The sequence below is a fragment of the Enterovibrio norvegicus DSM 15893 genome (assembly GCF_900115495.1).
Lineage (GTDB): Bacteria > Pseudomonadota > Gammaproteobacteria > Enterobacterales > Vibrionaceae > Enterovibrio > Enterovibrio norvegicus.
On record NZ_FOWR01000019.1, the window covers coordinates 46,568 to 71,674 of the forward strand.

The 25,107-nt window shown below is 48.0% G+C and carries 22 protein-coding genes; 13 read left to right on the forward strand and 9 right to left on the reverse strand.

All coding sequences use genetic code 11. The features are described from left to right. Positions 1 to 141 precede the first annotated feature (141 nt). From recQ to BM082_RS13410, 4 genes are all read left to right on the forward strand, one after another. A complete protein-coding gene (gene recQ, locus BM082_RS13395; RefSeq protein WP_017011967.1) occupies positions 142 to 1,992 on the forward strand; it encodes an ATP-dependent DNA helicase RecQ in 1,851 nt (616 codons plus the stop codon). Further along, positions 1,976 to 2,314, forward strand: coding sequence for a DUF3630 family protein (locus tag BM082_RS13400; RefSeq protein ID WP_074927298.1), 339 nt, complete (start codon positions 1,976 to 1,978; stop codon positions 2,312 to 2,314). Before recQ ends, BM082_RS13400 begins: the two co-directional genes overlap by 17 nt. Positions 2,315 to 2,489: 175 nt before the next feature. Further along, positions 2,490 to 3,170 carry a 7-cyano-7-deazaguanine/7-aminomethyl-7-deazaguanine transporter gene (locus tag BM082_RS13405; RefSeq protein WP_017013258.1) on the forward strand — a complete coding sequence of 227 codons (681 nt, stop codon included), beginning with the start codon at positions 2,490 to 2,492 and terminating at the stop codon, positions 3,168 to 3,170. A gap of 169 nt (positions 3,171 to 3,339) precedes the next feature. Further along, positions 3,340 to 3,777, forward strand: coding sequence for a GNAT family N-acetyltransferase (locus BM082_RS13410; protein ID WP_017013259.1), 438 nt, complete (start codon positions 3,340 to 3,342; stop codon positions 3,775 to 3,777). A gap of 243 nt (positions 3,778 to 4,020) precedes the next feature. On the opposite strand, the gene elbB is transcribed toward BM082_RS13410, so the two are convergent. After that, entirely contained in the window at positions 4,021 to 4,671 is a 651-nt protein-coding gene (elbB, locus tag BM082_RS13415) for an isoprenoid biosynthesis glyoxalase ElbB (protein WP_017013260.1), read from the reverse strand. Between the two features lie 631 nt (positions 4,672 to 5,302). Between elbB and polA the strand changes: the two genes are divergently transcribed. Both polA and spfP read left to right on the forward strand, forming a co-directional pair. Then, on the forward strand, positions 5,303 to 8,104 hold the full coding sequence (polA, locus tag BM082_RS13420; protein WP_074927301.1) for a DNA polymerase I: 2,802 nt from the start codon (positions 5,303 to 5,305) through the stop codon (positions 8,102 to 8,104). Positions 8,105 to 8,312: 208 nt separating this feature from the next. Then, complete coding sequence (gene spfP / locus BM082_RS25520; RefSeq protein ID WP_438356882.1) at positions 8,313 to 8,360, forward strand: small protein SpfP; 48 nt, start codon at positions 8,313 to 8,315, stop codon at positions 8,358 to 8,360. Positions 8,361 to 8,959: 599 nt separating this feature from the next. Here spfP and yihA read toward each other — a convergent pair. Further along, positions 8,960 to 9,637: a ribosome biogenesis GTP-binding protein YihA/YsxC gene (gene yihA / locus BM082_RS13425; RefSeq protein WP_017011974.1), complete on the reverse strand. Its 678-nt coding sequence runs from the start codon at positions 9,635 to 9,637 to the stop codon at positions 8,960 to 8,962. A gap of 149 nt (positions 9,638 to 9,786) precedes the next feature. Between yihA and BM082_RS13430 the strand changes: the two genes are divergently transcribed. From BM082_RS13430 to hemN, 5 genes are all read left to right on the forward strand, one after another. Further along, positions 9,787 to 10,404, forward strand: a complete 618-nt coding sequence (locus tag BM082_RS13430; RefSeq protein ID WP_017011975.1) for a c-type cytochrome — start codon at positions 9,787 to 9,789, stop codon at positions 10,402 to 10,404. A gap of 674 nt (positions 10,405 to 11,078) precedes the next feature. Further along, entirely contained in the window at positions 11,079 to 11,726 is a 648-nt protein-coding gene (locus BM082_RS13435; protein WP_017016292.1) for a class I SAM-dependent methyltransferase, read from the forward strand. Next, positions 11,723 to 12,274: a Der GTPase-activating protein YihI gene (gene yihI / locus BM082_RS13440; protein ID WP_017011977.1), complete on the forward strand. Its 552-nt coding sequence runs from the start codon at positions 11,723 to 11,725 to the stop codon at positions 12,272 to 12,274. Before BM082_RS13435 ends, yihI begins: the two co-directional genes overlap by 4 nt. Then, entirely contained in the window at positions 12,275 to 12,772 is a 498-nt protein-coding gene (locus tag BM082_RS13445; protein WP_017011978.1) for a DUF2489 domain-containing protein, read from the forward strand. 112 nt (positions 12,773 to 12,884) lie between these two features. Beyond that, entirely contained in the window at positions 12,885 to 14,258 is a 1,374-nt protein-coding gene (hemN, locus tag BM082_RS13450; protein ID WP_017013265.1) for an oxygen-independent coproporphyrinogen III oxidase, read from the forward strand. A 371-nt stretch (positions 14,259 to 14,629) separates the two neighbouring features. Here hemN and add read toward each other — a convergent pair whose 3' ends face one another. From add to glnA, 5 genes are all read right to left on the reverse strand, one after another. Next, a complete protein-coding gene (add, locus tag BM082_RS13455) occupies positions 14,630 to 15,634 on the reverse strand; it encodes an adenosine deaminase (protein WP_017013266.1) in 1,005 nt (334 codons plus the stop codon). A gap of 211 nt (positions 15,635 to 15,845) precedes the next feature. After that, positions 15,846 to 17,252, reverse strand: coding sequence for a nitrogen regulation protein NR(I) (gene glnG, locus BM082_RS13460; protein WP_074927303.1), 1,407 nt, complete (start codon positions 17,250 to 17,252; stop codon positions 15,846 to 15,848). Between the two features lie 9 nt (positions 17,253 to 17,261). Continuing rightward, entirely contained in the window at positions 17,262 to 18,299 is a 1,038-nt protein-coding gene (gene glnL / locus BM082_RS13465; RefSeq protein WP_017012490.1) for a nitrogen regulation protein NR(II), read from the reverse strand. Positions 18,300 to 18,442: 143 nt separating this feature from the next. Beyond that, the gene (locus BM082_RS13470; protein ID WP_017012491.1) at positions 18,443 to 19,009 is read right to left on the reverse strand and encodes a DUF4124 domain-containing protein; all 567 of its coding nucleotides are present in this window, start codon (positions 19,007 to 19,009) and stop codon (positions 18,443 to 18,445) included. A 112-nt stretch (positions 19,010 to 19,121) separates the two neighbouring features. Continuing rightward, positions 19,122 to 20,531 (reverse strand): glutamate--ammonia ligase, encoded by a 1,410-nt coding sequence (glnA, locus tag BM082_RS13475; protein WP_017012492.1) that lies wholly within the window; start codon positions 20,529 to 20,531, stop codon positions 19,122 to 19,124. A 577-nt stretch (positions 20,532 to 21,108) separates the two neighbouring features. On the opposite strand from glnA, the gene typA reads away from it, so the two are divergent. Next, positions 21,109 to 22,932 (forward strand): translational GTPase TypA, encoded by a 1,824-nt coding sequence (typA, locus tag BM082_RS13480; protein WP_017012493.1) that lies wholly within the window; start codon positions 21,109 to 21,111, stop codon positions 22,930 to 22,932. Between the two features lie 146 nt (positions 22,933 to 23,078). Here the strand turns inward: typA and BM082_RS13485 are convergent, their stop codons facing one another. Together BM082_RS13485 and BM082_RS13490 are read right to left on the reverse strand one after the other, a co-directional pair. Then, positions 23,079 to 23,327, reverse strand: a complete 249-nt coding sequence (locus BM082_RS13485; protein ID WP_017012494.1) for a GlsB/YeaQ/YmgE family stress response membrane protein — start codon at positions 23,325 to 23,327, stop codon at positions 23,079 to 23,081. 169 nt (positions 23,328 to 23,496) lie between these two features. Beyond that, entirely contained in the window at positions 23,497 to 24,132 is a 636-nt protein-coding gene (locus BM082_RS13490; protein ID WP_017012495.1) for a DUF2959 domain-containing protein, read from the reverse strand. A 66-nt stretch (positions 24,133 to 24,198) separates the two neighbouring features. Between BM082_RS13490 and BM082_RS13495 the strand changes: the two genes are divergently transcribed. Next, a complete protein-coding gene (locus BM082_RS13495) occupies positions 24,199 to 25,092 on the forward strand; it encodes a virulence factor BrkB family protein (RefSeq protein WP_017012496.1) in 894 nt (297 codons plus the stop codon). Positions 25,093 to 25,107: the final 15 nt, after the last annotated feature.

A 25,107-nucleotide genomic window follows, 5' to 3' on the forward strand; every position in this document is an offset into this window, starting at 1 on the left:
TTGGTAGTATATGGATGATGCGAGTTTAATCACACCCTCAGAGTGACAAATAGGTGAGAAAATTTCGTACAACGCCAGCATCGCTTTCAACATTGCCGTGGTGCGTTTAGAATGAGCGCCAATTCTTCGAAGAGAGGCGCTATGACCCCTACTGATTCGGCCGCGTTAACGTCGGAAATCGCTCACGATCACTCTGTTCTGCAGACGGTATTCGGTTACCACAGCTATCGCGACGGTCAGAAAGAAATCATTGATGCTGTGATTGCAGGTCAAGATTGCTTGGTCATTATGCCCACAGGCGGCGGTAAGAGCCTGTGCTATCAAATTCCTGCCTTGATGCGTGATGGCATCACGATTGTCATTTCCCCGCTGATTTCTTTAATGAAAGATCAGGTCGACCAATTGCTCGCAAACGGTGTGCAGGCAGCGTGCTTGAACTCTTCGATGACACCAGACGAACAAAGCGAAACGTGGAAATCACTGCGTGAAGGCAACCTGAAACTTTTGTATGTGTCGCCTGAACGTGTGTTGATGCGAGATTTCATCGAACGTCTGCAATCGATTCAGGTTGGACTGATCGCCGTGGATGAAGCGCACTGTGTGTCACAGTGGGGGCATGATTTCCGCCCAGAGTACGCGCAACTTGGCATGTTGAAACAACACTTTGTTGATGTGCCCGTAATGGCGCTGACGGCAACGGCTGATGACACCACTCGCCAAGATATTTGCCAGCGTTTGGCCTTGGATTCGCCAAACATTTACCTCGGCAGTTTCGACAGACCTAACATTCGCTACACCTTGCTTGAAAAGCACAAGCCCCTCGCGCAGCTCACTCAATTTCTGACTACCCAGTCAGGCCAAAGCGGCATTATTTACTGCAATAGTCGAAAGCGTGTTGAGCAGGTCGCGGAAAAACTGTGCGACCAAAATATCCGTGCGGCGGGCTACCACGCAGGCATGAGCAACGAGCAACGCGGCTTTGTGCAAGACGCTTTTCAACGCGATGACATTCAAATCGTGGTGGCCACCGTGGCATTCGGTATGGGGATCAACAAACCCAACGTGCGGTTTGTTGTGCATTACGACATTCCGAGAAACATCGAATCCTACTATCAGGAAACGGGCCGTGCGGGGCGCGATGGCTTGCCAGCGGAAGCGGTGATGTTCTATGACCCGTCAGACATTGGTTGGCTACATCGCTGTTTGCAAGAAAAGCCTGAAGGCCCGCAAAAGCAGGTGGAAAGCCACAAACTGAATGCCATGGGGGCTTTTGCTGAAGCCTTAACGTGTCGTCGTTTGGTGCTACTGAACTACTTCGGTGAATACCGCGAGAAGCCGTGCGGCAACTGCGACATTTGCCTAGACCCACCTACTTTGTTTGATGGTACTGAGCAGGCGCAAAAGGCGCTGTCTTGTGTGTACCGCGTGAACCAAAGCTTTGGTGTGGGTTATGTGGTGGAAGTGCTTCGCGGCATGCAAAACCAACGCATTAAAGATCATGCCCATGAAAAGCTCAGCACTTATGGATTGGGTAAAGATAACAGCCATGAATATTGGGTTAGCATTTACCGTCAGTTGATTCATCGCGGGTACTTGGTGCAGAACATTGCGCGAAGCTCGGTGCTGCAATTGACCGAAGAAGCGCGTCCATTATTACGTGGTGAAATTGCGCTGGAATTGGCCGTACCGCGTTTAGGTTTGTCGCCGCGCAGCAAAGCAGACAAGCTTGGTAAGCGTAATTACGATAAAAAACTCTTCGCGAAACTGCGTAAATTGCGTAAAGCCATTGCCGATGAAGAAGACGTCCCGCCGTACGTGGTGTTTAACGATGCCACCTTGATTGAGATGGCGGAGATGATCCCAACCTCGCAAGGTGAGTTGCTCGCAGTGAACGGCGTGGGTCAACGTAAGCTCGAAAAATACGGCAATGTCTTTTTGGACGTGATTGAAGATCACATCACCATGGACTCAAACGATGCCAGTTACGGATAACCGCATTCTGACACACGCCAGCGTTGCCCTTTTTGATATCGAAGAAGGGCGCTTTGTGTTGGCCATTGATGATCTTGATTTTGACAATGCAGAGGCTTATGCCGCTGCGTTTTGCCAATTGATGGATGCAGCCATCATTGAAAAGCAAATGGATGCCGATTTGATGAGCTGGTTGGTCGATTTTGAGGGCGTACAATTTATGTTAAAAGCCGAGCATTACAGCGCAAGTTTATGGCTAGAACGCCTTGGTGCAGAAGGCGATGATGAACTTTCATTCTTGAATCATTGGCTCTCTAATCAACTCCTTTCCTCACACTCCTAAAGGCAGTTGGCAATCGAAAGATTTGCTGTATAATTCGCCACCTTCTGATCCATTCGTTAAGAATGAGCGCGCCAAATAGGTTCGCGAATCAGTGAAAAATAAGGTGTTAAGTCCAAAGGCTTAGCATTTGTAGTTAATTTGGGTTCCCTCGCCCCCAATGACAAAAAGGTTCACAATGAGCACTTTTACGCCCGCGCAACAGCGCAAAGCCCTTTCATACTTGGTGGTTTTCCACCTCGTCATCATTGCATCTAGCAACTATTTGGTTCAGCTGCCTTTTACCATTTTTGGTTTTCATACCACTTGGGGCGCTTTTACCTTCCCGTTTATTTTTCTGGCAACAGATTTAACGGTACGTATCTACGGTGCAGGCATGGCACGCCGGATCATCTTCAGTGTCATGGTGCCGTCACTGCTGATTTCATATGTGTTGTCTGTGCTGTTCTATCAAGGACAGTATCAAGGCCTCGCACATCTGACGGAATTTAACCTATTTGTCGCCCGCATTGCCGCCGCAAGTTTCATGGCATATATGCTGGGACAAATCCTCGACATTCATGTGTTCAATCGTCTGCGTCAAACCAAGAAATGGTGGGTTGCCCCTAGCTGCTCAACGCTATTTGGTAATGCGATTGATACCTTGGCGTTCTTTGCGATTGCGTTTTACAACAGCCCTGATGCCTTTATGGCGGAAAACTGGAAGGAAATCGCACTGGTGGATTACGCATTCAAGCTGGTGATCAGTCTTGGATTGTTTGTGCCGATGTACGGTGTGCTGCTGAACTATGTTGTCAGTCGTATCACCAAGGTGGATGCGAACGTTGCTATTGAGCAGCCGAGCTCAAGCCGCGTCTAACGCAAAAACACAGTTTTGAGGGAAGAGGAGCCGGTCGAGAGATCGGCTTTTTTTATGTCACTTGAACCGAAATGATGGGCTTTGTTGCTCCGAAACAAATCGTGCAACGTTGGAATTACTATACTCGCTAGACGGGCGCTTGGACGCTTTTGTAATGAGGATGTTTACCATGATTATTCGAGAAGGCACGCTGGCAGAAGCCGTGAACGTGCTCGGGAAAATTGAAGAGTTCGCGCGTGTTGAAACGTTAGCATCTCTTAAACGGCGCATAGGCGACAAAGCATGTCTTGCACTGGTGGCTGACGACGATGGCGAATTGGTTGGCGTTAAACTTGGCTATCAACTGGATGACGATTGTTTCTATAGCTGGATCGGCGGCGTGACTAAGCAAGGGCGTCGTCGAGGCATTGCACAAGGCTTACTGCACGCGCAGGAGCGTTGGGTGGCAAGCCATGGTTACCAAACCATTCGCGTGAAGTCTCGCAACTGCTATGCGGGCATGCTGTGCTTGTTGCTGAATAATCACTACCACATAGAGCATTTAGAAAAGAAAGATGAATTGGCGCAGTACCGCCTACATTTTGTGAAAAAGATCACATCTAACTAAAGACTGAAGAAAAATTGAACGAAAGGGCTTGCCAGATGATAATGAGAATGGTTATTATTATCTCGTCCTAAGGCGAAACGCGATATCTTCGCTGAGGGGCACACGACATTGCTCACATTGCTTCCAGTATATGTATTTGCATTAGACTGCGCCTTTTCTAGCAGTTTACCCTGATGCAGGCGACGCCCCTTCCGGCGTCGCTTTTTTCTTTTTGGCTTACCTCTTTTATCTCTTGAGTTCGAATTATCCCAACTCCACCAATTTCGCGACCAATTTGTTGATGCCTGACGCCGCCTCACTGACACTGCTAGCCAGCATATAAGCGGGGGTTGAAAGCACGCGACGGCTTTGATCCAAAACGAAGTCATCGACAGGGCATTGGATGTGTTCACCGCCCATCGCATTGAATGCGGCAGCCGTCTCAGGATCATTTCCTATGGTGCCTTTTGCGCCAGGGCCATAGATCGCAGGGATCAGTATGGGAGAAATACACAAGTAGCCTACCGGTTTCTCTGCTTCAGCGAAGGCTTTACATGCCGCCAATACGTCTTCTTGTACTGTCATCGCCGTGCCATTGACGGCGAAATCACACAAGTTCTTTGCCACACCAAAACCGCCCGGCAGTAGCAATGCATTGAACTCTCGAACATCTAGCGCAGAGAGAGGGCGCACCTCGCCACGCGCAATGCGTGCCGATTCTTCCAGTACATTCCGTGATGCGCCGCTTTCTTCGCCTGTTTGATGATTAAGCACGTGGCGCTTTTCAATATCCGGTGCGAAGCAATGCCATTTCGCGCCAGCTTGTTCTATCGCGAGGAGGGATAGCACTGCTTCATGAATTTCTGTGCCATCAAAGACACCACACCCAGATAAAATCACGGCAATATTTTTCATTCTCAGCACCTCGTATCAGTGGACAATCGAAAAGAGTGGCAGCGGAATGATGCCTATCTAATCATCAAAAGAAGTTCAGATTATGAGCAAAGCGATGTGTATTTGAATGCAACGAGATCACATCCTTTCATTTCAGGATGAAAATTTGGTTTTTCGTCGAGTTGAGAGAGGAATAATTTATTTTTCCACAGCCGATGATCTGATCACGATCCTGATCACGATCAAAGTGTTGGTGTTAACTGTTTATAAAATAAAGAATTAATTTCCGTATTTTATAAATACACACAAGCGATCTAACACGTTAAAAATAAATACCAACAAACTTATCCACAGAACGGCGTGTGTTGTATAACTCTGTGTAGGGTTTTAAATGATCGTCTTTTTCGGCCTACGGTGTGAATTTCCAACATTTATCTCAAGTCTGCCGACCACTTATACCTCATCAACCTGAATGTGAGCATCTTCATGTTGGGAGGGTAAAAGCCATTTTCAGCTTATCTTTCTTCATAAAGCACGCCGAATCCTGCAACTTCTGGATGTTTGGGTAACTATCTCTCAATCGTGGGTTAACAGATTTCTCTAGTCATGGCATCCTTACCTATCCATCATTTTCCGGTTAGCTAAGACAGTTATGGCCATGAATCCTGAAAACCCGTTGATTTTGGTCGACGGCTCTTCCTACCTTTACCGCGCGTACCACGCTTCTCCTAATCTCACCAATGCAAAGGGTGAACCGACGGGTGCCGTGTATGGCGTCGTAAACATGCTACGCAGTTTGGTGAAGCAGTATCCAAAATCAAATGTGGCGGTGATTTTTGACGCCAAAGGAAAAACCTTCCGCGACGACATGTACAGTGAGTACAAAGCAAATCGTCCGCCAATGCCGGATGATCTTCGCGGTCAGATCGCGCCATTGCACGCGATCATTGAAGCCATGGGCTTCCCAATGATGGTGATCGAAGGCGTGGAAGCGGATGACGTGATCGGTACGCTCGCGACACAAGGTTCGGCGGCGAGTATGCCGATCTTGATCAGCACGGGTGATAAAGACATGGCGCAGTTGGTTGATGAAAATGTCACGCTGATCAACACCATGACCAATGTCATTATGGATCCGCAAGGCGTGCATGATAAGTACGGCTTCGGCCCAGAACACATCATCGATTACCTCGCACTGATGGGCGATAAAGTCGATAACATTCCTGGCGTTCCTGGTGTGGGTGAGAAAACGGCGACGGCGCTGATCGCAGGCATCGGTGGCTTAAGTAAGCTGTATGACAACCTCGACCAAATCGCAGGTTTGGGCTTCCGTGGTTCTAAAACCATGGCGAAGAAGCTCGAGGATAACCGAGAAAATGCTTACCTGTCTTATGAGCTTGCCACCATCAAGCTGGATTGCGAATTGCCTGCTCGCCCTGAAGAATTGATCAATGGCGCTGCGGATAACGAGAAGCTGGTAACGCTATTTACAGAATTGAACTTCAAGCGTTGGCTTGCAGAAGCGCAAAGCGGCAATGCAGGGATTGATTCTGTTGCAGCTGGCGCTTCTTCTTCTGCACCTGCGGGTACTTCATCAACCGCTGCCGCGAAAGACGCTGAATTCTCTGCGGCTGCCATTGATCGCAGCCAATATGACACGGTATTGACCGAAGAAGCATTCCACGCATGGATGGAAAAACTGCGCGCAGCTGACGTGGTGGCGTTCGACACCGAAACAGACAGCCTTAATTACATGGAAGCTAACTTGGTTGGTCTTTCCTTCGCCATTGCACCGGGTGAAGCGGCGTATGTTCCTGTTGCGCACGATTACCTTGATGCGCCTAAGCAATTAGATCGTGATTGGGTGATTGCTGAAATGAAGGGCTGGCTGGAAGATGCGGGCGCGTTGAAGGTGGGTCAAAACCTGAAATATGACGCCAGTGTGTTGGCACGTTACGACATCAACATGAAGGGTATCGCGTTCGATACCATGTTGGAGTCTTACGTCTATAACAGTGTGGCTGGCCGTCATGATATGGACAGCCTTGCGACGCGTTACCTGCAGCATAAATGCATCAGTTTTGAAGAAATCGCAGGGAAGGGGAAAAAGCAGCTAACCTTCAACCAAATTGAACTTGAGCAAGCTGCGCCTTACGCGGCGGAAGATGCAGATGTGACGTTACGATTGCACCTTGCGCTGATGGGACACATCAACAGTGATGACAAGCTCAAAGCCATTTTCGAGCAATACGAAATGCCATTGGTGCCTGTGCTTTCGCGCATTGAACGCCACGGTGTTTTGATCGATAGCGATATGCTGGGTAAACAGTCGCAAGAAATTGCGGCGCGTTTGGATGTCCTAGAGAAAGAGACGTTTGAGTTGGCAGGTGAAGAGTTTAATCTCAGCTCGCCAAAACAGCTGCAAGCCATTCTGTTTGAAAAAATGGGGCTGCCGGTCATCAAAAAAACACCGTCAGGCACACCTTCAACCAATGAAGAAGTGTTGCAAGAGCTTGCGTTGGATTACCCGCTACCAAAACGCATTTTGGAATACCGTGGATTGGCGAAGCTAAAATCCACCTACACTGACAAATTGCCGAAGATGGTGAACCCAGCTACCAAGCGTGTTCACACGTCTTATCATCAAGCCGTCACCGCAACAGGACGTTTGTCTTCAACCGATCCTAACTTGCAGAACATTCCAATTCGTAATAAAGAAGGTCGTCGCATTCGCCAAGCCTTCATTGCACCTGCAGGTAAAACCATTCTGGCTGTCGATTACTCCCAAATCGAACTTCGTATCATGGCGCATTTGTCGGGTGATGAAGCGTTAATTGATGCATTCCGACACGGTAAAGACATCCACAGTGCCACTGCTGCAGAAGTTATGGGCATTGATATTTCGGATGTGACGTCTGAAATGCGTCGACGTGCGAAGGCGATTAACTTTGGTTTGATCTACGGCATGAGTGCATTTGGTCTAGCGAAGCAGTTGGGGATCCCGCGTGGTGAAGCGCAGCAGTACATGGAACGTTACTTTGAACGCTACCCTGGCGTGAAGCAATACATGGAAATCACACGTTTGCAGGCGGCGGAGCAAGGGTATGTTGAAACCATCTTTGGGCGTCGACTGCACCTGCCAGAGATCAAATCAAGCAATGGTATGCGCCGTAAAGCAGCGGAACGTGCGGCGATTAACGCACCTATGCAGGGCACGGCGGCTGATATCATCAAACGTGCGATGATTTTTGTTGATGGCTGGATCCAACAGCAACCAGAAGGACGTGTGTCACTTATCATGCAAGTGCACGATGAATTGGTGTTGGAAGTAGATACCGAATACCTGTCTGAGGTAGAAGCGATGGTTTGCAGGCTCATGGAGTCCGCAGCAATGCTAGAAGTGCCTTTGATTGCAGAATCAGGTAGCGGTATTAACTGGGACCAAGCCCACTAAAACCAAGCTCTTCAGCGGTTTTCTATCGGCTGTCACTTAAAGTTTAAAGCGAAAAAAGTCCACGGAAGTGGGCTTTTTTTTCGACCAAATGAAACAAGATGAATACACCTCGTGTTCTTTTTTATAATTTTATGAAAAAAAATTACGTAAAGGGTTTTCTTAATCGAACATTTGGTATACAGTTATTCGCGTAGGGTACAGAGGTAAGATGTTCTATCTTTCAGACCTTTTGTTTCACGTTATTGGATTTAGCTGATTCAGCAGCCCCGGTCGATGTATATCGACCGGGGCATTTTTTATGCGGAAAACCCAACGTCATCCCCATCTCTTTAATTGTAACAAAACTCTTATTTAGCAATGACTTAACTGTTATTTTTGGTGTGTAAACTTTTTTGTACAAACTAAATTAGAGTAAATACTTTAGTTTGTCAGTGCTGACGCTATAATAACCACTGCTTCTTATTCTTAATGTGTCGAGACTCACTGCGGTAGTGTTTAAGACAGTGCATCTCCATGTTGATTCTGGCCGATCTGACTCTCAGTTCGGCCATTTTTTTACCCTTCATTCTGTAACTCAATTCCAGTAATTCTGTAGCCAAAAAACATGTTTAAATCATGATAATTCTTATAGAAAAATAAGAATTTTTTGGATAACTAAAAACATGATGAATCATAAGGTTAAAAGGCGGAATGAATTAGCTGTCTGTTAAGTAAGGCAAAAAAACAGGTGATGCGGGTGGTGTGGACTTGCGAGGATGAGAATCATTGCTGACACTGATTCTATAACGAATAAAAAAACCTCCTATTTCTCTCCCGTTACCCCACCCACGAGGTGGGGTTTTTTATTTGGCACGCTTATTCCGCAGAATCAACGTCCACTGATACTGCGTCAGCGCTGTCTTCAACGTCAGTCTCAACACCGCTTTCATGATAGGGGAAGTACCAGCCATCAAGTTTTTTGCGCAGTTTATCTACGCCAACACCTTTGAGTGATGAGTAGAGTTCGACTTCCACATCGCCGCCAAAATCTTTTGCTGCTTCACGAACCTTCACCAGCTCTGCTTTACGTGCGCCGCTTTTCAGCTTGTCACACTTGGTGAGCAGAGCAAGAACAGGAAGGTTCGAATCTACCGCCCAGAAAATCAGTTGCTGATCGAGCTCTTTCAGTGGGTGACGGATATCCATTAACACCACCAAGCCCTTGAGCTGATCACGTTTTTGCAAATATTCCCCAAGGGATTTTTGCCATTTTTTCTTCATTTCCAGGGGGACTTGCGCAAAGCCATACCCAGGTAAGTCAACGATGTGGCATCCCTCATCCACTTTGAAAAGGTTAATTAATTGAGTGCGACCTGGTGTCTTACTCACCTTTACCAGACCCTTATGATCACATAGTCTGTTAATAGAGCTCGATTTACCCGCGTTCGATCTGCCTGCAAAGGCAACCTCGATCCCGGTATCAGCTGGCAGGGCACGAATGTCCGGTGCACTGGTAATAAAGTGGGTATTGCGATAGTTGAGTGAAGGATTCACTGTTAACTCCGTCTCGACTTTATGTAGTCGACTGATTACTTTTATGTGAAATTGTGTAAAATATCCGTGCTCGGTTTTTGCTCAATGATTGTATCATGATGGCGCGAGCATCGTGGTATCGGAAGCTTGATAATTATAAATGGAATGTCATGAAGAAATTAGCGCTATTACTCACCTTACTTGCGAGTTTTACCGTTTATGCACAGGGTGATGCAGAAGCAGGTAAAGCAAAATCAGCCACTTGCGCAGCTTGTCATGGCGCTGATGGTAACAGCCTCATCGCTGCAAACCCAGTTTTGGCAGGCCAGCACGAAAAATATCTTTTGAAGCAACTTAAAGATTTTAAGTTGGGAATGACCTCTGGTGGTGCTCAAGGCCGAAATAACGCCGTCATGGCCGGCATGGTTGCCTCTCTGTCAGAAGAAGACATGTCCGATCTCGCGGCATACTTCGCGGCACAAACACCGAAAGCCGGTAGCACGCCTGAATCGTCAATCCCTGTTGGTGAGCAATTGTACCTCGCAGGTGATAAAGAGCGTGGCATTGCAGCGTGTATTGCCTGTCATGGCCCTCGTGGTAACGGCACGGCACTGTCCGGTTTCCCTAAAATCTCTAGCCAACATGCGGATTACATCAAATCTCAGTTGATGGCATTCCGTGATAAGCAGCGAAACAACGACATGAATGGCATGATGCAAATTGTTGCCTCAAAGCTTTCCGACAAAGAGATTGAAGCCATTTCTCTTTATGTGGGCGGTTTGCACTGATCACCATCCTAATGCCGTAATCTGGCATTGAAAGGTGAAGTTATCAAAAAGGCAGCGAAAGCTGCCTTTTTTCTTTTTGGGCATTTTTCCTGTCTACGTGTAAGCGATCGACCATTGTTAGACGTGTCATACGCGCGAAAAAATGACAGACTTTGTTTTTTTGTTCTACATTTCAGGTAGATATTTAATTCCCTTAAAAATGGGTAGTGCGTTTTGTGAAACATGACCTGTTTTGTTTTCGAGAGACTCGTAAACTTATCTATGTCGACAGGGAACACGACACGGAATGGACCATCAGGACGATGACGCAGGGTGCGTAGCGGACAAACGGATACTGGCTCTGGATGAGCCTTAGAAAGAACAGGATGTTTTGTTGTCAGGATGACAAGCGGTGTGAAGGAATAACGCCGATAGGACACTCTCTGGACGAGAGAAGGACACCCGCCAGGATGGTGGAGACAACAGGACGTTGACGAGCAAAACTCAAATAAAAACGGCAGGAAGCCCTATCACAAAAGGAATATTGTTCACCGGGAAGTGGTGTTACTGTTAGGGATGAAAACGGTAAAATCCGTTCTTTAGAACGCTATAGAGCGACAGGCCTTGCCTGTCGCTTTTTTCTTATCCATCTTTCTGATACATTTCCGCCATTCACTTTGGTGTAGAAATCTCCAATGACCCTTGATTGCCCGCTTTGTCAGTCGACCTATGTCGTCGATTTTGAGCAGGATAAACGTCGCCGATATTTCCGTTGTGACCCTTGTTCACTGGTTTTCGCCGATCCTGCTAGCCGACTGTCACCGGATGAAGAGAAAGCGCATTACGACCTGCATGAGAATTCGGCGGAAGATGAAGGCTATCGCCAGTTTCTGAGCCGCGTTGCCATGCCACTGAGCGAAAAGCTCGGTATGACCTCTCAGCGAGGCTTAGACTTTGGTTGTGGGCCAGGCCCTGTGTTGGCCAGCATGCTGGCGGATAAAGGGCATACAATGTCGATTTACGATCCGTATTTTTCGCCCGACACCACGGTGCTCGAGACGCAATACGATTTCGTTACCTGCACTGAAGCGATTGAACATTTTTACTTGCCTCACAAGGAATGGAGACAGTTACTGAGTCTGGTTAAGCCTGGAGGCTGGTTAGCTATCATGACCAAGCTCGTTATTGATGCTGACGCGTTTAGGTGCTGGCATTACAAGAACGATCCAACCCACGTGAGTTTTTTTAGTCGCGAAACGTTCTGCTTTTTGGCAGATCGTGATGGTCTTGACGTGGACTTTGTTGGTAACGACGTAATTTTACTGAGGAAGAAAAACGAATGACCCGCAAGAAGAAAGCACGCAAAGTCGGCTCTGAAGGTCCTGCACAATACAGTGACCGTTCATTGAGCAAAGATGACGTTGCGTCATTGGCACGCAAACGCGCAAACCGTCGTAAAGGTTTGAAAGCGGGCTCTCGCCATTCTGATGGTAAAGTCGAAAAGCAACGCCAAATCAACGCAACAAGAGACCCACGTTTGGGTAGCAAAAAGCCTATCGCATTGATTGTTGAGCAAAAGCCACATCCAAAGTCAGCAGAAGGTAAAAAGGTTCGTCGCCTAGATGCTGCAAAAGAATTGGATATGCTGGAAAACGATGCACAACTAAATGTGTTGTTAGACCGTATTGAAAATGGCGAGAAGCTAGGTGCAGGTCTGCAGTCTTACGTTGATGAGAAACTGGATCGCATTGAAGCGTTGATGGCACAGCTTGGCTTGCTGGAAGAAGAGCAAGAAGATGCGCCAGTTGAACAGCCAAAAGGAAAGAAATCGCGCCGAGGCGACGATGATTTATTGGCTGAGTTTGAAAACCTAAAATTCGATCAGGAGTAAGTGTTGGAGACTCTTCCTTTAGGTGTTGTGGCGCTTGGCGGTGCCATTGTTCTTGGGTTAGCAAGTTATGCTGGTTGGTTGTTGTCGAAACTTCGTCGACAAACTCGCTTTCAGGCTGCGCAACAAAAAGCGGCGATTACCCAAAGAAATAACAAGATCATCGAAAGCGTTGATGTGATTGCGATGGCAACATTGCAAGATCAATGCGATTTGTCAGAAGCGGCGATCCGTCTGTTTATGATCATGGATCACCTACAGGGAGAAAAGCGTGTGGATTACCCGACGCGCTTTCCTGCGCTTTATGAATTGTATGACGTGGTTAAGGACATGCCACGTGGTGACGCCCGAAAGGCCATCCCGAAAAAAGAAAGGATGCGTCATGATTTAGAACGCATGAAAACGGAAACTCGTCTTCAGGATGCGATCAAAATCGAACTCGAAGAAATCCTCGCTTTTACTGGTGCCAAGATGACACCTATTCGGACGTTAGCGAGCTGATCGCTTCGATCAGTCCAGCAAAATTGCCGTTGAGCAGCGAGATTGATTCATCTGACACCGGAGAGTGTGGCAAAATAATACTCTCCGGTTGTTCATATTGGGCGAAATATACATGTCAAAACAGCAAATCATTTGGGATCAGAGTCTGATCGAGAAGTACAACTACTCAGGCCCTCGTTATACCTCCTATCCAACCGCGCTGGAATTCCATGAGGTGTTTACCGCCGCGGAATTTGACATGGCATGTACCCAATATCCGGAGAGAAACCTTTCTCTCTACGTCCATATCCCGTTTTGTCATACGCTTTGCTACTACTGTGGCTGCAATAAAGTCATTACACGTCATCAGCACAAAGCAGATGCGTATTTGGATGCGCTAGAGCAAGAGATCCGTCAGCGTGCGTATTTGCTGCATGATCGTAACGTGACACAACTTCATTGGGGGGGCGGCACGCCAACCTTTTTGACCAAAGAGCAGGTCACTCGATTGATGGGGTTGCTTCGCCAAGAATTCCAACTGGATGACAATGCTGAAATCAGTATCGAAGTGGATCCGCGTGAAATCGAGCTGGATATGCTTGATCACCTGCGCAGTGAAGGCTTTAACCGTTTAAGTATTGGCGTTCAGGACTTTGATAAAACCGTGCAGAAAGCGGTGAACCGTGAGCAGGATGAAACCTTCATTCGTGACATGGTGTCGCGTGCTAAAACCTTGGGCTTCCGCTCAACCAACCTTGATTTGATTTATGGCCTTCCACACCAAAACGGTGAAACATTTGCGAAAACCTTGTCGCAAGTGCTTGAGATGAAGCCGGGACGCTTGTCCGTTTTCAATTATGCGCACCTACCATCCTTGTTTGCTGCTCAGCGTAAAATCAAAGATGACGATTTACCGTCGCCACAAGTGCGTTTGTCCATGTTGGAGCAAACCATTGGTACGTTGACGAGTGAAGGCTACCAGTTCATTGGTATGGATCACTTTGCGTTGCCGGATGATGAGCTTGCTGTGGCACAGCGTGAAGGAAACCTTCACCGCAACTTCCAAGGCTACACTACGCAAGGCGACTGTGATTTACTAGGTTTGGGTGTGTCAGCGATTTCCATGATTGGTGACTGTTATGCCCAAAACCAAAAAGAGCTGAAGAAATATTACGGCCAAGTGGAAGAACAACGTCATGCGCTTTGGAAAGGTGTCATGTTAGATGGCGACGATTTGTTGCGCCGTGAAGTCATTAAATCGCTGATCTGTAATTTCTATCTTGATAAGTCCGAGATTGAAGGCACCTATGACATTGAATTCGACACCTACTTTGCCGAAGACTTATCGCTGCTACAGTGCTTCGTTGATGATGAGCTGGTGGAGGTGGATGCGAAAAGCATCAAGGTGACGCTGAAAGGCCGCTTACTGATCCGCAATATTTGTATGTGTTTTGACACTTACCTTCGCGATCGTGCACGTCAGCAGCAGTTCTCTCGCGTGATTTAATGTGATGAGTGACGAAAGGTGATCGCTACACGGGTTAGCGAGATCACCAAAGACAAAAACGAAAAAAGCCGCTATCGCGGCTTTTTTCGATCTGGCGTTTGCGCTTACGCGCCGCTGCCAAGGCTGAATACAGCCAGTACCACAGCAAGAGCTGCCGCTGCCAGTTGACCTGGACCCGCAGCTGCCATTTCATTCAGTGTAAATAGTGCGTCGAACATGAACGTTTCATCCGGCGTGTTAAAAAATCGGCGGCATTGTACGTCAGCTACGCTCAAAAAAACACCAGCAATTTGCTGGTGTTTTTCGTCATGCTCAGTGCTGATTCGGTTACCGTTCAGCGTACTGCTGTCAATATATTGTTTTAACGAGGTTTACGCGCGCGCTTGTGCTTTTGCGCGGAGTTCCGCTTTTTCACTGTCTGACAAGTAGGCGATCGCTAGGCCATTTTCTTGCAGTTGAGTGATTTGGGCTTGGCTCAAGCCTGCTTGTGGCGCAGCAACGTCATATTCGTGTGGCAGCTCAATACCCGAAACTGCAGGGTCATCGGTATTGAGAGATGCCAAGATGCCGTGCTCAAGGAAGGCTTTCACTGGGTGCGTCGCGAAGCTCTCGACAGTGCTGGTTTGTACGTTTGACGTTAGGGCGGATTCGATACCAATGCGGTGCTTGGCAAGGTAATCCATTAAGCGTGGATCTTGGATGGCTTTTACGCCGTGGCCAATACGGGTCGCGCCTAATTCGTTAATGGCTTGCCACATGCTTTCAGCGCCAGCAGCTTCGCCCGCATGCACGGTGACATTGAGGCCTGCTTTGCGTACTTTTGCGAAATGGTCGTTAAATTGCTCACCAGGCTGTCCAAGTTCATCACCGGCTAAATCAACGGCGACGAGGTGCTGTTTGAGTGCCAATAACGCATCCAATTCTTGCATGCAAGCGTCCACACCAAAGGTGCGGCTCATGATGCCAATCAGGTTGGTTTTCACGCCGAAATCTTGGCTACCGGCTTTTACACCGTCAATCACGGCTTCAACCACACCTTGCACGGGCAGATTATGCTTCATGGCCATGTAGTAAGGAGAAAAACGCAGCTCAGCGTAATCAATGCGGGCATTCAATGCGTCTTCGACGTTCTCGTAAGCAACACGGCGCACCGCGTCCAGATCGCCAAGTACAGCGACACCCCAATCCAATTTGGACAGGAAGCCAACCAAATCAGGTTCGTTAGACATCACTTGTACGTGTGGACGAAGTGTCTCGATGGTGGTCGCAGGGAGCGCCATTCCGAACTTCTGACCCAGTTCCAAAATGGTATTAATACGAATATTGCCATCAAGATGACGGTGAAGGTCCGTCAGTGGAAGGTGGGTTGCGATCATAGCCAAATATCCTTAAATCAACTTTTGAGAAGTATAAGGACTAAAAATAGGCGCGTCAGTAGATTGGTGAAGACAAACCACTCGATTGAGCGGTTTTGTTGTCAGTGTTAACCAAAATTGTTGATTTATTGCTCAGCGATTAAAGAACTGAACCTATTCATCATGCGTAAGGGCGGTGACTGCCCTTACGCGAATAGGCTCATCGGTGAATTTAAGGGATGTGCAGTTCTTTGAGTTTACGTGTCAGTGTGTTGCGCCCCCAACCGAGCAGTTTGGCAGCTTCTTGCTTGTGGCCTCTCGTGTGGCTGAGAGCCTCTTGCAACAAGATGCGTTCAAATTCAGGCAAGGCTTCTCTGAGCAGGTTGTCATCGCCGTTACCCAACGAATGCTTTGCCCACTGTGAGAGCGCACTTTGCCAACCGCCACCTTCGCCTTCTTCAGCGATATCGGTCGGTTGTAGCAACTCTGGCGGAAGGTCTTCGGGCAAAATTTCTTTGCCACTGCCCATCACGGTTAGCCAACGACAGGTGTTCTCGAGCTGACGCACGTTGCCCGGCCAAGCGAGGCCTGAAATCAAATCGAGCGTGCTGGCATGCAGCGATTTCACTTCAATATCAAGCTCATCAGAGGCGCGCTTGAGGAAATGTTTGGCAAGCTGGCCGATGTCTTGGCGACGTTCTCGCAGTGGCGGAAGGTGAACGCGAATAACATTGAGGCGATGGAATAAATCTTCACGGAAGCTACCTTCTGCCACCAATTTTTCGAGGTTTTGGTGCGTTGCGGCGATAATACGCACATCAACGTTAATCGCTGAATGCCCACCGACACGATAAAACTGCCCGTCCGCCAATACGCGCAGCAAGCGGGTTTGAATATCTAACGGCATGTCGCCGATTTCATCCAAAAACAGCGTGCCGCCATTGGCTTGCTCAAAACGGCCTTGGCGAATGCTATTCGCCCCAGTAAATGCGCCTTTCTCATGGCCAAACAATTCAGATTCAATCAAATCTTTCGGAATGGCTGCCATGTTCAAGGCGATAAACGCATTCTTGGCGCGTGGGCTATGACGGTGCAAGGCATGGGCAACTAACTCTTTGCCTGTGCCCGATTCACCGTTAATCAAAACGGAAATGGATGAGCGGGATAAACGGCCAATGGCACGAAACACTTCCTGCATCGAGGGTGCTTCACCAATGATCTCCGGCACGGTTTCTTGTGATTCACGCGGAGAGCGTTGTCGTTTTTGCTCTTGGCTGTGTGAAACAGCACGCTCAACCAAGGCAACAGCTTCGTCAATGTCGAAAGGTTTCGGCAAGTACTCGAATGCGCCTTTTTTGTAGGCACTCACTGCTGCGTCGAGATCCGAGTGTGCGGTCATGATAATGACGGGCAGGGTTGGGTATTCTTCCTGAAGACGATTGAGCAGGGTAAAGCCGTCTGTTCCCGGCATACGGATGTCTGAGACCAACACATCGGGCACTTCTCGGTTTAAGCCTTCTAACACGCTGTCTGCATCTGCGAACGTCTCACAGGCCAAGCCAGCGGCGTTTAGCGTGCGTTCTAATACCCAGCGAATTGAGCTGTCGTCATCAACGACCCAAATTAATCCTTTGCTCATGAGCTCCCCTTAGCGACGAATTGGTAACAAAATGGTGAAGGTGGTATGCCCCGGCCAGCTGCTGACATGAATGTTGCCTTTATGCTGATCAATGAGGTTTCGCGTAATAGAAAGGCCTAGCCCAGTGCCGCCAGCGCGTCCTGATACCATGGGGTAAAAGAGCGTGTCTTGAAGGTCGGGGGCAATACCCGGGCCGTTATCCGAAATATCAATGCGGGCGGCAAGACGATGGCGCTGCCCGTTAATGACCACTTGATGTTCGGTACGCGTTCTCAGTGTGATTTCACCTTCGTGGGTGTTTAGTGCGTGCAGTTCTTGCAGTATTTGTGCGGCATTGCTGACCACATTCAGTATGGCTTGTTCCATCTGATCGGGGTCCATCTCTAGGTCGGGCAAGCTTGGGTCGTAATCTCTGACAATGGATATATCGCCAGATTCGAGTTCGACCAATTGGCGCACTTTCTCCAAGATGACGTGAATGTTCTCGTGTTGGCGATGTCCGGGTTTTTGTGGCCCCAATAAGCGATCGACCAAGTTCCGTAGCCGGTCAGCCTGTTCGATGATGATGCGCGTATATTCGTGCAGGCTTGGGTCCGGCAGCATTTTCTCCAGCAATTGCGCCGCGCCGCGTAAGCCCCCAAGTGGGTTTTTGATTTCATGCGCGAGGCCACGCACTAATTCTCGAGCGGCTTGCTGCTGGGCTTGCTGCGAGAGCTCTTTGCTGATGCGGCGTTGATGCCCAATGGCTTTGATCTCAAGCAGCATGGATGGACTGCGTTCCCACATTAATGGGCTCGCACTGAATTCGACTTTCCGCTGGTGGCCATCGATAACGAGTGTGACATCGCTGTCCGTGAGGCTTTGCCCGTTCTCGAGGGTTTCTTTGACCTGCACTAAATCGATGGAGCTGTGTTGCAGTAACTCTGTCAGAGGGTGATCGCGCAGGCGGCGTGCACTTTGGCAGAACAATTGCTCTGCCGCAGGGTTGGCATAGGCCACGACAAGCTCGTTGTCGAGCACCAGCACTGCTGTGATCAGGTTGTCCATTACAGTTTCGGTCAGAGTAGCCACATCACCTTCCTAGTTTGAATGCACCATATTGGTGCATTCTAGTTTACGCGATAGTGCGTTGTTGTGCAGCGTTCAATATCAATTAATGGCATATCGAGAACTCTGTGTTTGTTACACCCCTATCGTGGTGTCGGTTTTGGCGCTTTAGGCTTTGTCGCCCGGTGCAAAAACACAGTCACTGACTGGGTTGCTGCAATTACCTTGCCATTTTGTAGTAATTGCACATTTAACTGGTGAGCACCCCGGTCTACGTTGTTGAGTTGCCAACGGTTAGCACTTTGGGTTGATTGTTTTTCTCCGTCCATAACAAGGCGTAATGCTTGGTCTTTGCCCAAGGGTAAATCGGTATCGACCTTGATGCTGATGTTGCCTTCGTTGCTTCTAATCGTGGCTTCTTGGGAAGGCGAAACAAGGCGTACTGCGGTCGCCATGGCTGGGGCCTCTGGTTCTGGTGGTGCTGGAGGCGCATCGGGTGTGGGTATGTTTGTCTTTGTGGTTTGTTTTTCTAATGGCACCACATCAATCTGTATGCCGAGTTCTACGCTGACGTCGGGTGGTGCATCGCTAAAGTGCATCACGCCGTTTTCGTCTACCCAGCGGTAGTACTCATCGGACGCAATAGAAAGAGAGGGTGCACCAAAATAGAGCATTAGGCTTGAAAGCAGGAAAACACGGAACGAACGCATCGTTTAACATCCTGAAGAGTAAAGTTTTATTTTGCGCCTGATCTTTTTTACGACAATAGAAAAAGGGCCCGCTTGTGAGCGAGCCCTTTGATCTGATATGAAACCGAATGTATTACACTGAGTAGTACAGTTCAAATTCCAATGGGTGCGTGGTCATGTTTACTTTTTCCACGTCCTGAGATTTCAATCCGATGTAAGAATCGATGAAATCGTCAGAGAATACGCCGCCTGAAGTCAAGAACTCACGATCTTCGTCAAGTGCTTTCAATGCAATTTCCAAAGACTCTGCAACTTTTGGAATCTCTGCTGCTTCTTCCGCTGGAAGGTCATACAAATCTTTGTCCATTGCATCGCCAGGGTGGATCTTGTTCTTGATACCGTCAAGACCGGCCATCAGAAGTGCTGCAAACGCCAAGTATGGGTTGGCTGCTGGATCTGGGAAACGCGCTTCGATACGGCGTGCTTTCGGGCTTGGTACCACAGGGATACGGATAGAAGCTGAACGGTTACGTGCAGAGTATGCAAGCATCACTGGCGCTTCGAAGCCTGGAACAAGACGTTTGTATGAGTTAGTTGCTGGGTTAGCAAAGGCGTTGATAGCACGTGCGTGCTTGATGATACCGCCAATGTAGTACAGCGCCATTTCAGACAGGCCGCCGTATTTATCACCCGCAAACAAGTTCTGACCGTCTTTGTTCAAAGACATGTGAACGTGCATACCAGAACCGTTATCACCAACAAGTGGCTTAGGCATAAAGGTCGCAGTTTTACCAAATGCGTGTGCTACGTTGTGAACAACGTACTTGTAGATTTGGATTTCATCAGCTTTTGACGTCAACGTGTTGAAACGCGTTGCGATTTCGTTCTGACCTGCTGTTGCAACTTCGTGGTGGTGCGCTTCAACAACTAGACCCATCTCTTCCATAACCAGACACATCGCTGAACGGATGTCTTGTGATGAATCAACAGGTGCTACTGGGAAGTAACCGCCTTTCACGCCTGGACGGTGACCTTTGTTACCACCTTCAAAAGACGCACCGCTGTTCCAGCTCGCTTCTACATCATCAATTTTGTAGAAAGAACCTGACATGTCGGTGGCGAACTTCACGTCATCAAACAAGAAGAACTCTGGTTCTGGACCAACAAGCACGGTGTCTGCAATACCAGAAGCACGCATGTAGTCTTCAGCACGCTTTGAAATTGAGCGTGGGTCGCGATCGTAGCCTTGCATTGTTGCTGGCTCAAGAATGTCACAACGCACGTTTAGGGTGCTGTCTTCGGTGAACGGGTCAAGTACAGCAGTAGATGCGTCAGGCATCATTACCATGTCTGATTCGTTAATGCCTTTCCAGCCTGCTACGGAAGAACCATCAAACATTTTGCCGTCTTCAAAGAAGTCTGCATCAACTTGATGTGCTGGGATTGAGATGTGCTGCTCTTTACCTTTGGTATCGGTAAAACGCAGATCAACAAATTTCACTTCGTGCTCTTGGATTAAGGCAAGTACGTTTTCTACTGACATGTGAATAAACCTCCGGTGTCAATTATCTCTAAATTGGCTAAGCAGCTTGTTTCGCTCAGACAAAAAATGAATCTGTATGCTACTAAGCGAAAAGCGTGCCAAGTTTTAAAACCCTGTTACTGCCTGATTTTGGGTCATCTTGTCCGCAAAATATCGCCAGTAATGTTCACTTTTGGTGCGCGTCCGCACCATTTTGGTGCATCTGAAAAGAATGCGTGTCCAATCCCTTCATTCAGCAGCGGTTGCCTCATGTTGTCAATCAATGTTGGGGGTGAGAAACATGAGCGATGTTGTACCTGTGATCTCGATCGGAAAGCTGATGCATGATGCTATCTAGCACAGAGATCACCCGCTAAGGGCGCAAAGACAGGGGATGCGACTATATTAAGAGGGGCTAAAAGTGTGTCATCACTAAGGCGAGGCGAATATAAATTGGTCCTAGGTCACATTGTTGAAGTGTTTTGAGTAAGAATCTGTTAAATTACGGTCGTTTTTTTAATCAAGTGGCGATGAATGCCTCTAGTAATGTAGCTAGAGCGCCTTTTGCGACACATCTTTTTTGAGTGAAAGAGAACCCATGTCTACGTTACAGTTAGATAAACTAAGAAATATCGCGATTATCGCGCACGTTGACCACGGCAAAACTACCTTGGTTGATAAGCTGCTTCAGCAGTCTGGCACCCTGGAAACCCGTGGCGAGCACGAAGAACGTGTCATGGACTCGAACGACATCGAGAAAGAGCGTGGTATCACCATTCTTGCGAAAAACACCGCAATTAACTGGAATGATTACCGCATCAACATCGTTGATACCCCTGGACACGCCGATTTCGGTGGTGAAGTTGAGCGTATCATGTCGATGGTTGACTCGGTTCTTCTGATTGTTGATGCCGTTGATGGTCCAATGCCACAAACCCGTTTCGTAACGCAAAAAGCGTTCGGTCACGGTTTGAAGCCAATTGTTGTTATTAACAAGATTGACCGTCCAGGCGCACGTCCTGATTGGGTTATGGATCAGGTGTTTGACCTGTTCGACAACCTTGGTGCAACCGACGAACAACTGGATTTCCAAGTGGTTTACGCATCAGCACTAAACGGCTGGGCGACGTTGGAAGAAGGCGAAACTGGCGAGAACATGGAACCATTGTTCCAAGCTATCGTTGACAACGTTTCTGCTCCACAAGTTGATTCTGAAGGTTCACTGCAGATGCAAATCTCTCAGTTGGACTACAGCTCATACGTTGGTGTTATCGGTGTTGGCCGTGTAACACGTGGTTCGGTTAAGCCTAACCAACAAGTGACCATTGTTGGTGCAGACGGCAAAACCCGTAACGGTAAAGTCGGTACTGTACTGGGCTACCTTGGCCTTGAGCGTCATGACATCGATCAAGCACACGCGGGCAACATCGTTGCAATTACAGGTCTTGGCGAGATGAAAATCTCTGACACTATCTGTGATGTGAACGCTGTTGAAGCGCTGCCACCATTGTCTGTTGACGAACCAACCGTGACCATGACGTTCCAAGTCAACACCTCTCCTTTCGCAGGTAAAGAAGGTAAGTACGTGACGTCACGTAACATCCTTGAGCGTCTGCAAAAAGAATTGGTTCACAACGTTGCATTGCGCGTTGAAGAAACTGACAACCCAGATCGCTTCCGTGTTTCAGGCCGTGGTGAACTTCACCTGTCTATCCTGATCGAAAACATGCGCCGTGAAGGTTTCGAGTTAGCAGTATCTCGTCCAGAAGTAATCATCAAAGAAGAAGACGGCCAGAAAATGGAACCGTTTGAAACCGTAACCATCGACGTATTGGAAGAAAACCAAGGCGGCGTAATGGAGAAAATCGGTCTTCGTAAAGGTGAGCTGACTGACATGTCTCCAGACGGTAAAGGCCGTGTACGCATGGACTTCATCATGCCTTCACGTGGTCTGATCGGTTTCCAAACTGAATTCCTGACGTTGACGTCAGGTTCAGGTTTGATTTACCACACGTTTGATCACTACGGTCCAATGAAACCTGGCATTATCGGTCAGCGTAAAAATGGCGTATTGATTTCTAACGCAACGGGTAAAGCACTGACTTACGCACTGTTTAACCTGCAAGAGCGTGGCCGTTTGTTTGCTGAACACGCAGATGAAGTTTATGAAGGTCAAGTTATCGGTATCCATAACCGTTCTAACGACCTGACTGTTAACTGTCTGAAAGGTAAGCAGCTGACCAACGTTCGTGCATCTGGTACTGACGAAGCTCAAACACTTTCACCTGCTATCAAGTACACCCTTGAGCAAGCACTAGAATTCATCGATGACGACGAATTGGTAGAAGTAACACCAGAAAGCATCCGTATCCGTAAGAAACTTCTTACTGAGAACGAGCGTAAACGCGCAAGCCGCGGGTAATGTATTTACCAACGCTAACGCAATCGTGACTTAACGGTAGCGAATAAAAAAGCCTCCATGATTGGAGGCTTTTTTGTATCTAATGTTTTTTATTCCTGAGCATCTCAATACGACTTAGCGTAAGAGGCTGTTCTGGAATGGATGGCTTACTTGGCGAATCGGTTGTATAGGAACAACAAGATAAGCGCGCCAACGGTTGCCATCACAATGCTACCTAGGCTTAGACCGCCAGCAGTGCCAAGGCCAAGCAGTGAACTCACCCAACCGCCGACAACCGCACCAGCGATACCCAGTAGTGTGGTCATAATGAAACCACCACCGTCTTTCCCAGGCATAATCCACTTCGCCAAGATGCCGGCAAGTAGCCCAAGAATGATCCAAGAAATAATACCCATGTGTTCTCCTCCGAGTTGAGAGACGGCGAATACCCATCAGCGGTGACCTATGGTTCAAGCCGCGTGGTGTATTCATACCGTTGAATACAGGCAAGAAGTTGCCTGCACACACGATAAGGGAAAACGGTTACATGGAATGTTTCACTTATAAGAAACAGCCAATCCTTAATTAGTTCTTCAAGGTGGCGAGGAAGCGCTCAGATTCATTGATGGCTGCCTGCATGTCTTTGATTGCAAGGTTGATATCATCTTCTAGCCCAGCAAACTCGCCTTTGAGTGCACCAATGGCTGCAGCATTTAAGTTGTGTTTGAGGTACAAGCTGTTGTCCCGAAGTGTATCGAGTACAGGCTCCATTTTGCTTTCAGCTTTTCGCATAGCGGCGAGCATTTGGGTGTAGCTGCGCTCCGTGTTTTTCAGTTTACGTTCACTCTCACGGCGCAACTTTGCACTTGAATACAAAGACAATTCTTCCTGCCACTCGTCAAACAATGCATCAGAGACATCTTCGACCGCCTCGATGCGCTCTTTTACGTTTTCAACTGTGGCTTCGCTCTCTTCGTATTGGTCATTGATGGTGTTATACATGGCTTCTAATTCACCACCATCGAAATTGGTCAGGGCAGTGAGTGCTTCAAGCGCACTCGTGAATTGCTCACTGGCTTCTTGTTGCGCTTCTGACGCCGCTTCAACGCGGTCGGCCATAATGTCACGCTTGTGAACGCCAACCTTTTCCATGGTTGCGTAGTACGCAGACTGACAGCCTGACAAAGCGAAAATAAGAAATAAGGTGGTGAGTAGACGCACGGTAAACTCCTTTACGCATTCGTGTATGATTAGGTTTCTTAACAAAGATGATATTAATAACAAACTATGGTTGAAGCTGTGGAACGACTCAAGCATTCATTGCCCAAGGTGGGGCAGACGTTATTCGCTTTCGCAAGACACTTGGTGTCGCGAGTAAGTCACGATCGATTGACGGTTAATGCCGGCTATATGGCGTACGTCACTTTGTTATCTCTTGTGCCGCTGATCACTGTGGTACTTTCGGCACTCTCAATATTCCCAAGTTTTGCGGGCGCGGGCGATGAAATCAAATCTTTTGTCCTGCATAACTTTGTTCCTGCGTCGGGTGAAGCGCTCGAGAAATACCTTGATGAGTTTGTGTCGAATGCTGGGCGAATGACCGCAGTGGGTGTCGCTTTCCTGTTCGTTGTTGCCTTGATGATGATTTCAGCGATCGACAAAATCTTAAACTACATCTGGCGTGTTCAGCACAAGCGGGCACCGGTTATTTCGTTTTCTATTTATTGGATGGTGCTGACATTGGGCCCCGTGTTGGTGGGCACCAGCCTCGGTGTAAGTTCTTACCTTGGTTCATTGAATTTGCTCAATGTGGAAGGTACTGAGCAATGGATCCCGTCACTGCTTCGCATGTTGCCGTTCTTATTAACCACTATCGCTTTCTTTGGGCTTTACACCTTGGTGCCTAATCGTCCAGTGGTGCTTTGGCATGCGCTGACAGGTGCGGTTTCCGCAAGCTTGTTGTTTGAACTCAGCAAGAAGGGGTTCGCCATCTATGTGTCGAAATTTCCGTCTTATGAGCTGATTTATGGCGCGCTGGCGGTGGTGCCGTTGTTGTTTGTTTGGGTATACCTCAGTTGGTGTATCGTATTGCTTGGCGCTGAAGTGACCGCCTCATTGGGTGAGAAAAAGTTGTGGTATGTCGAGAGTCCGTCAAAAAATGAACAACTTACTGATAATTAAGATGATAAGAGAGGA

Excerpts from the sequence above, each read along its gene's own strand:
- typA (WP_017012493.1), top strand. The coding sequence starts at position 21,109 with ATGTCTACGTTACAGTTAGATAAACTAAGAAATATCGCGATTATCGCG.
- BM082_RS13435 (WP_017016292.1), top strand. The coding sequence starts at position 11,079 with ATGACCCTTGATTGCCCGCTTTGTCAGTCGACCTATGTCGTCGATTTT.
- BM082_RS13485 (WP_017012494.1), bottom strand. The coding sequence starts at position 23,327 with ATGGGTATTATTTCTTGGATCATTCTTGGGCTACTTGCCGGCATCTTG.
- hemN (WP_017013265.1), top strand. The coding sequence starts at position 12,885 with ATGTCAAAACAGCAAATCATTTGGGATCAGAGTCTGATCGAGAAGTAC.
- elbB (WP_017013260.1), bottom strand. The coding sequence starts at position 4,671 with ATGAAAAATATTGCCGTGATTTTATCTGGGTGTGGTGTCTTTGATGGC.
- glnA (WP_017012492.1), bottom strand. The coding sequence starts at position 20,531 with ATGTCAGTAGAAAACGTACTTGCCTTAATCCAAGAGCACGAAGTGAAA.
- BM082_RS13405 (WP_017013258.1), top strand. The coding sequence starts at position 2,490 with ATGAGCACTTTTACGCCCGCGCAACAGCGCAAAGCCCTTTCATACTTG.
- BM082_RS13400 (WP_074927298.1), top strand. The coding sequence starts at position 1,976 with ATGCCAGTTACGGATAACCGCATTCTGACACACGCCAGCGTTGCCCTT.
- yihI (WP_017011977.1), top strand. The coding sequence starts at position 11,723 with ATGACCCGCAAGAAGAAAGCACGCAAAGTCGGCTCTGAAGGTCCTGCA.
- BM082_RS13470 (WP_017012491.1), bottom strand. The coding sequence starts at position 19,009 with ATGCGTTCGTTCCGTGTTTTCCTGCTTTCAAGCCTAATGCTCTATTTT.
- glnG (WP_074927303.1), bottom strand. The coding sequence starts at position 17,252 with ATGAGCAAAGGATTAATTTGGGTCGTTGATGACGACAGCTCAATTCGC.
- BM082_RS13410 (WP_017013259.1), top strand. The coding sequence starts at position 3,340 with ATGATTATTCGAGAAGGCACGCTGGCAGAAGCCGTGAACGTGCTCGGG.
- BM082_RS13495 (WP_017012496.1), top strand. The coding sequence starts at position 24,199 with ATGGTTGAAGCTGTGGAACGACTCAAGCATTCATTGCCCAAGGTGGGG.
- recQ (WP_017011967.1), top strand. The coding sequence starts at position 142 with ATGACCCCTACTGATTCGGCCGCGTTAACGTCGGAAATCGCTCACGAT.
- add (WP_017013266.1), bottom strand. The coding sequence starts at position 15,634 with ATGATCGCAACCCACCTTCCACTGACGGACCTTCACCGTCATCTTGAT.
- polA (WP_074927301.1), top strand. The coding sequence starts at position 5,303 with ATGGCCATGAATCCTGAAAACCCGTTGATTTTGGTCGACGGCTCTTCC.
- glnL (WP_017012490.1), bottom strand. The coding sequence starts at position 18,299 with ATGGACAACCTGATCACAGCAGTGCTGGTGCTCGACAACGAGCTTGTC.
- BM082_RS13430 (WP_017011975.1), top strand. The coding sequence starts at position 9,787 with ATGAAGAAATTAGCGCTATTACTCACCTTACTTGCGAGTTTTACCGTT.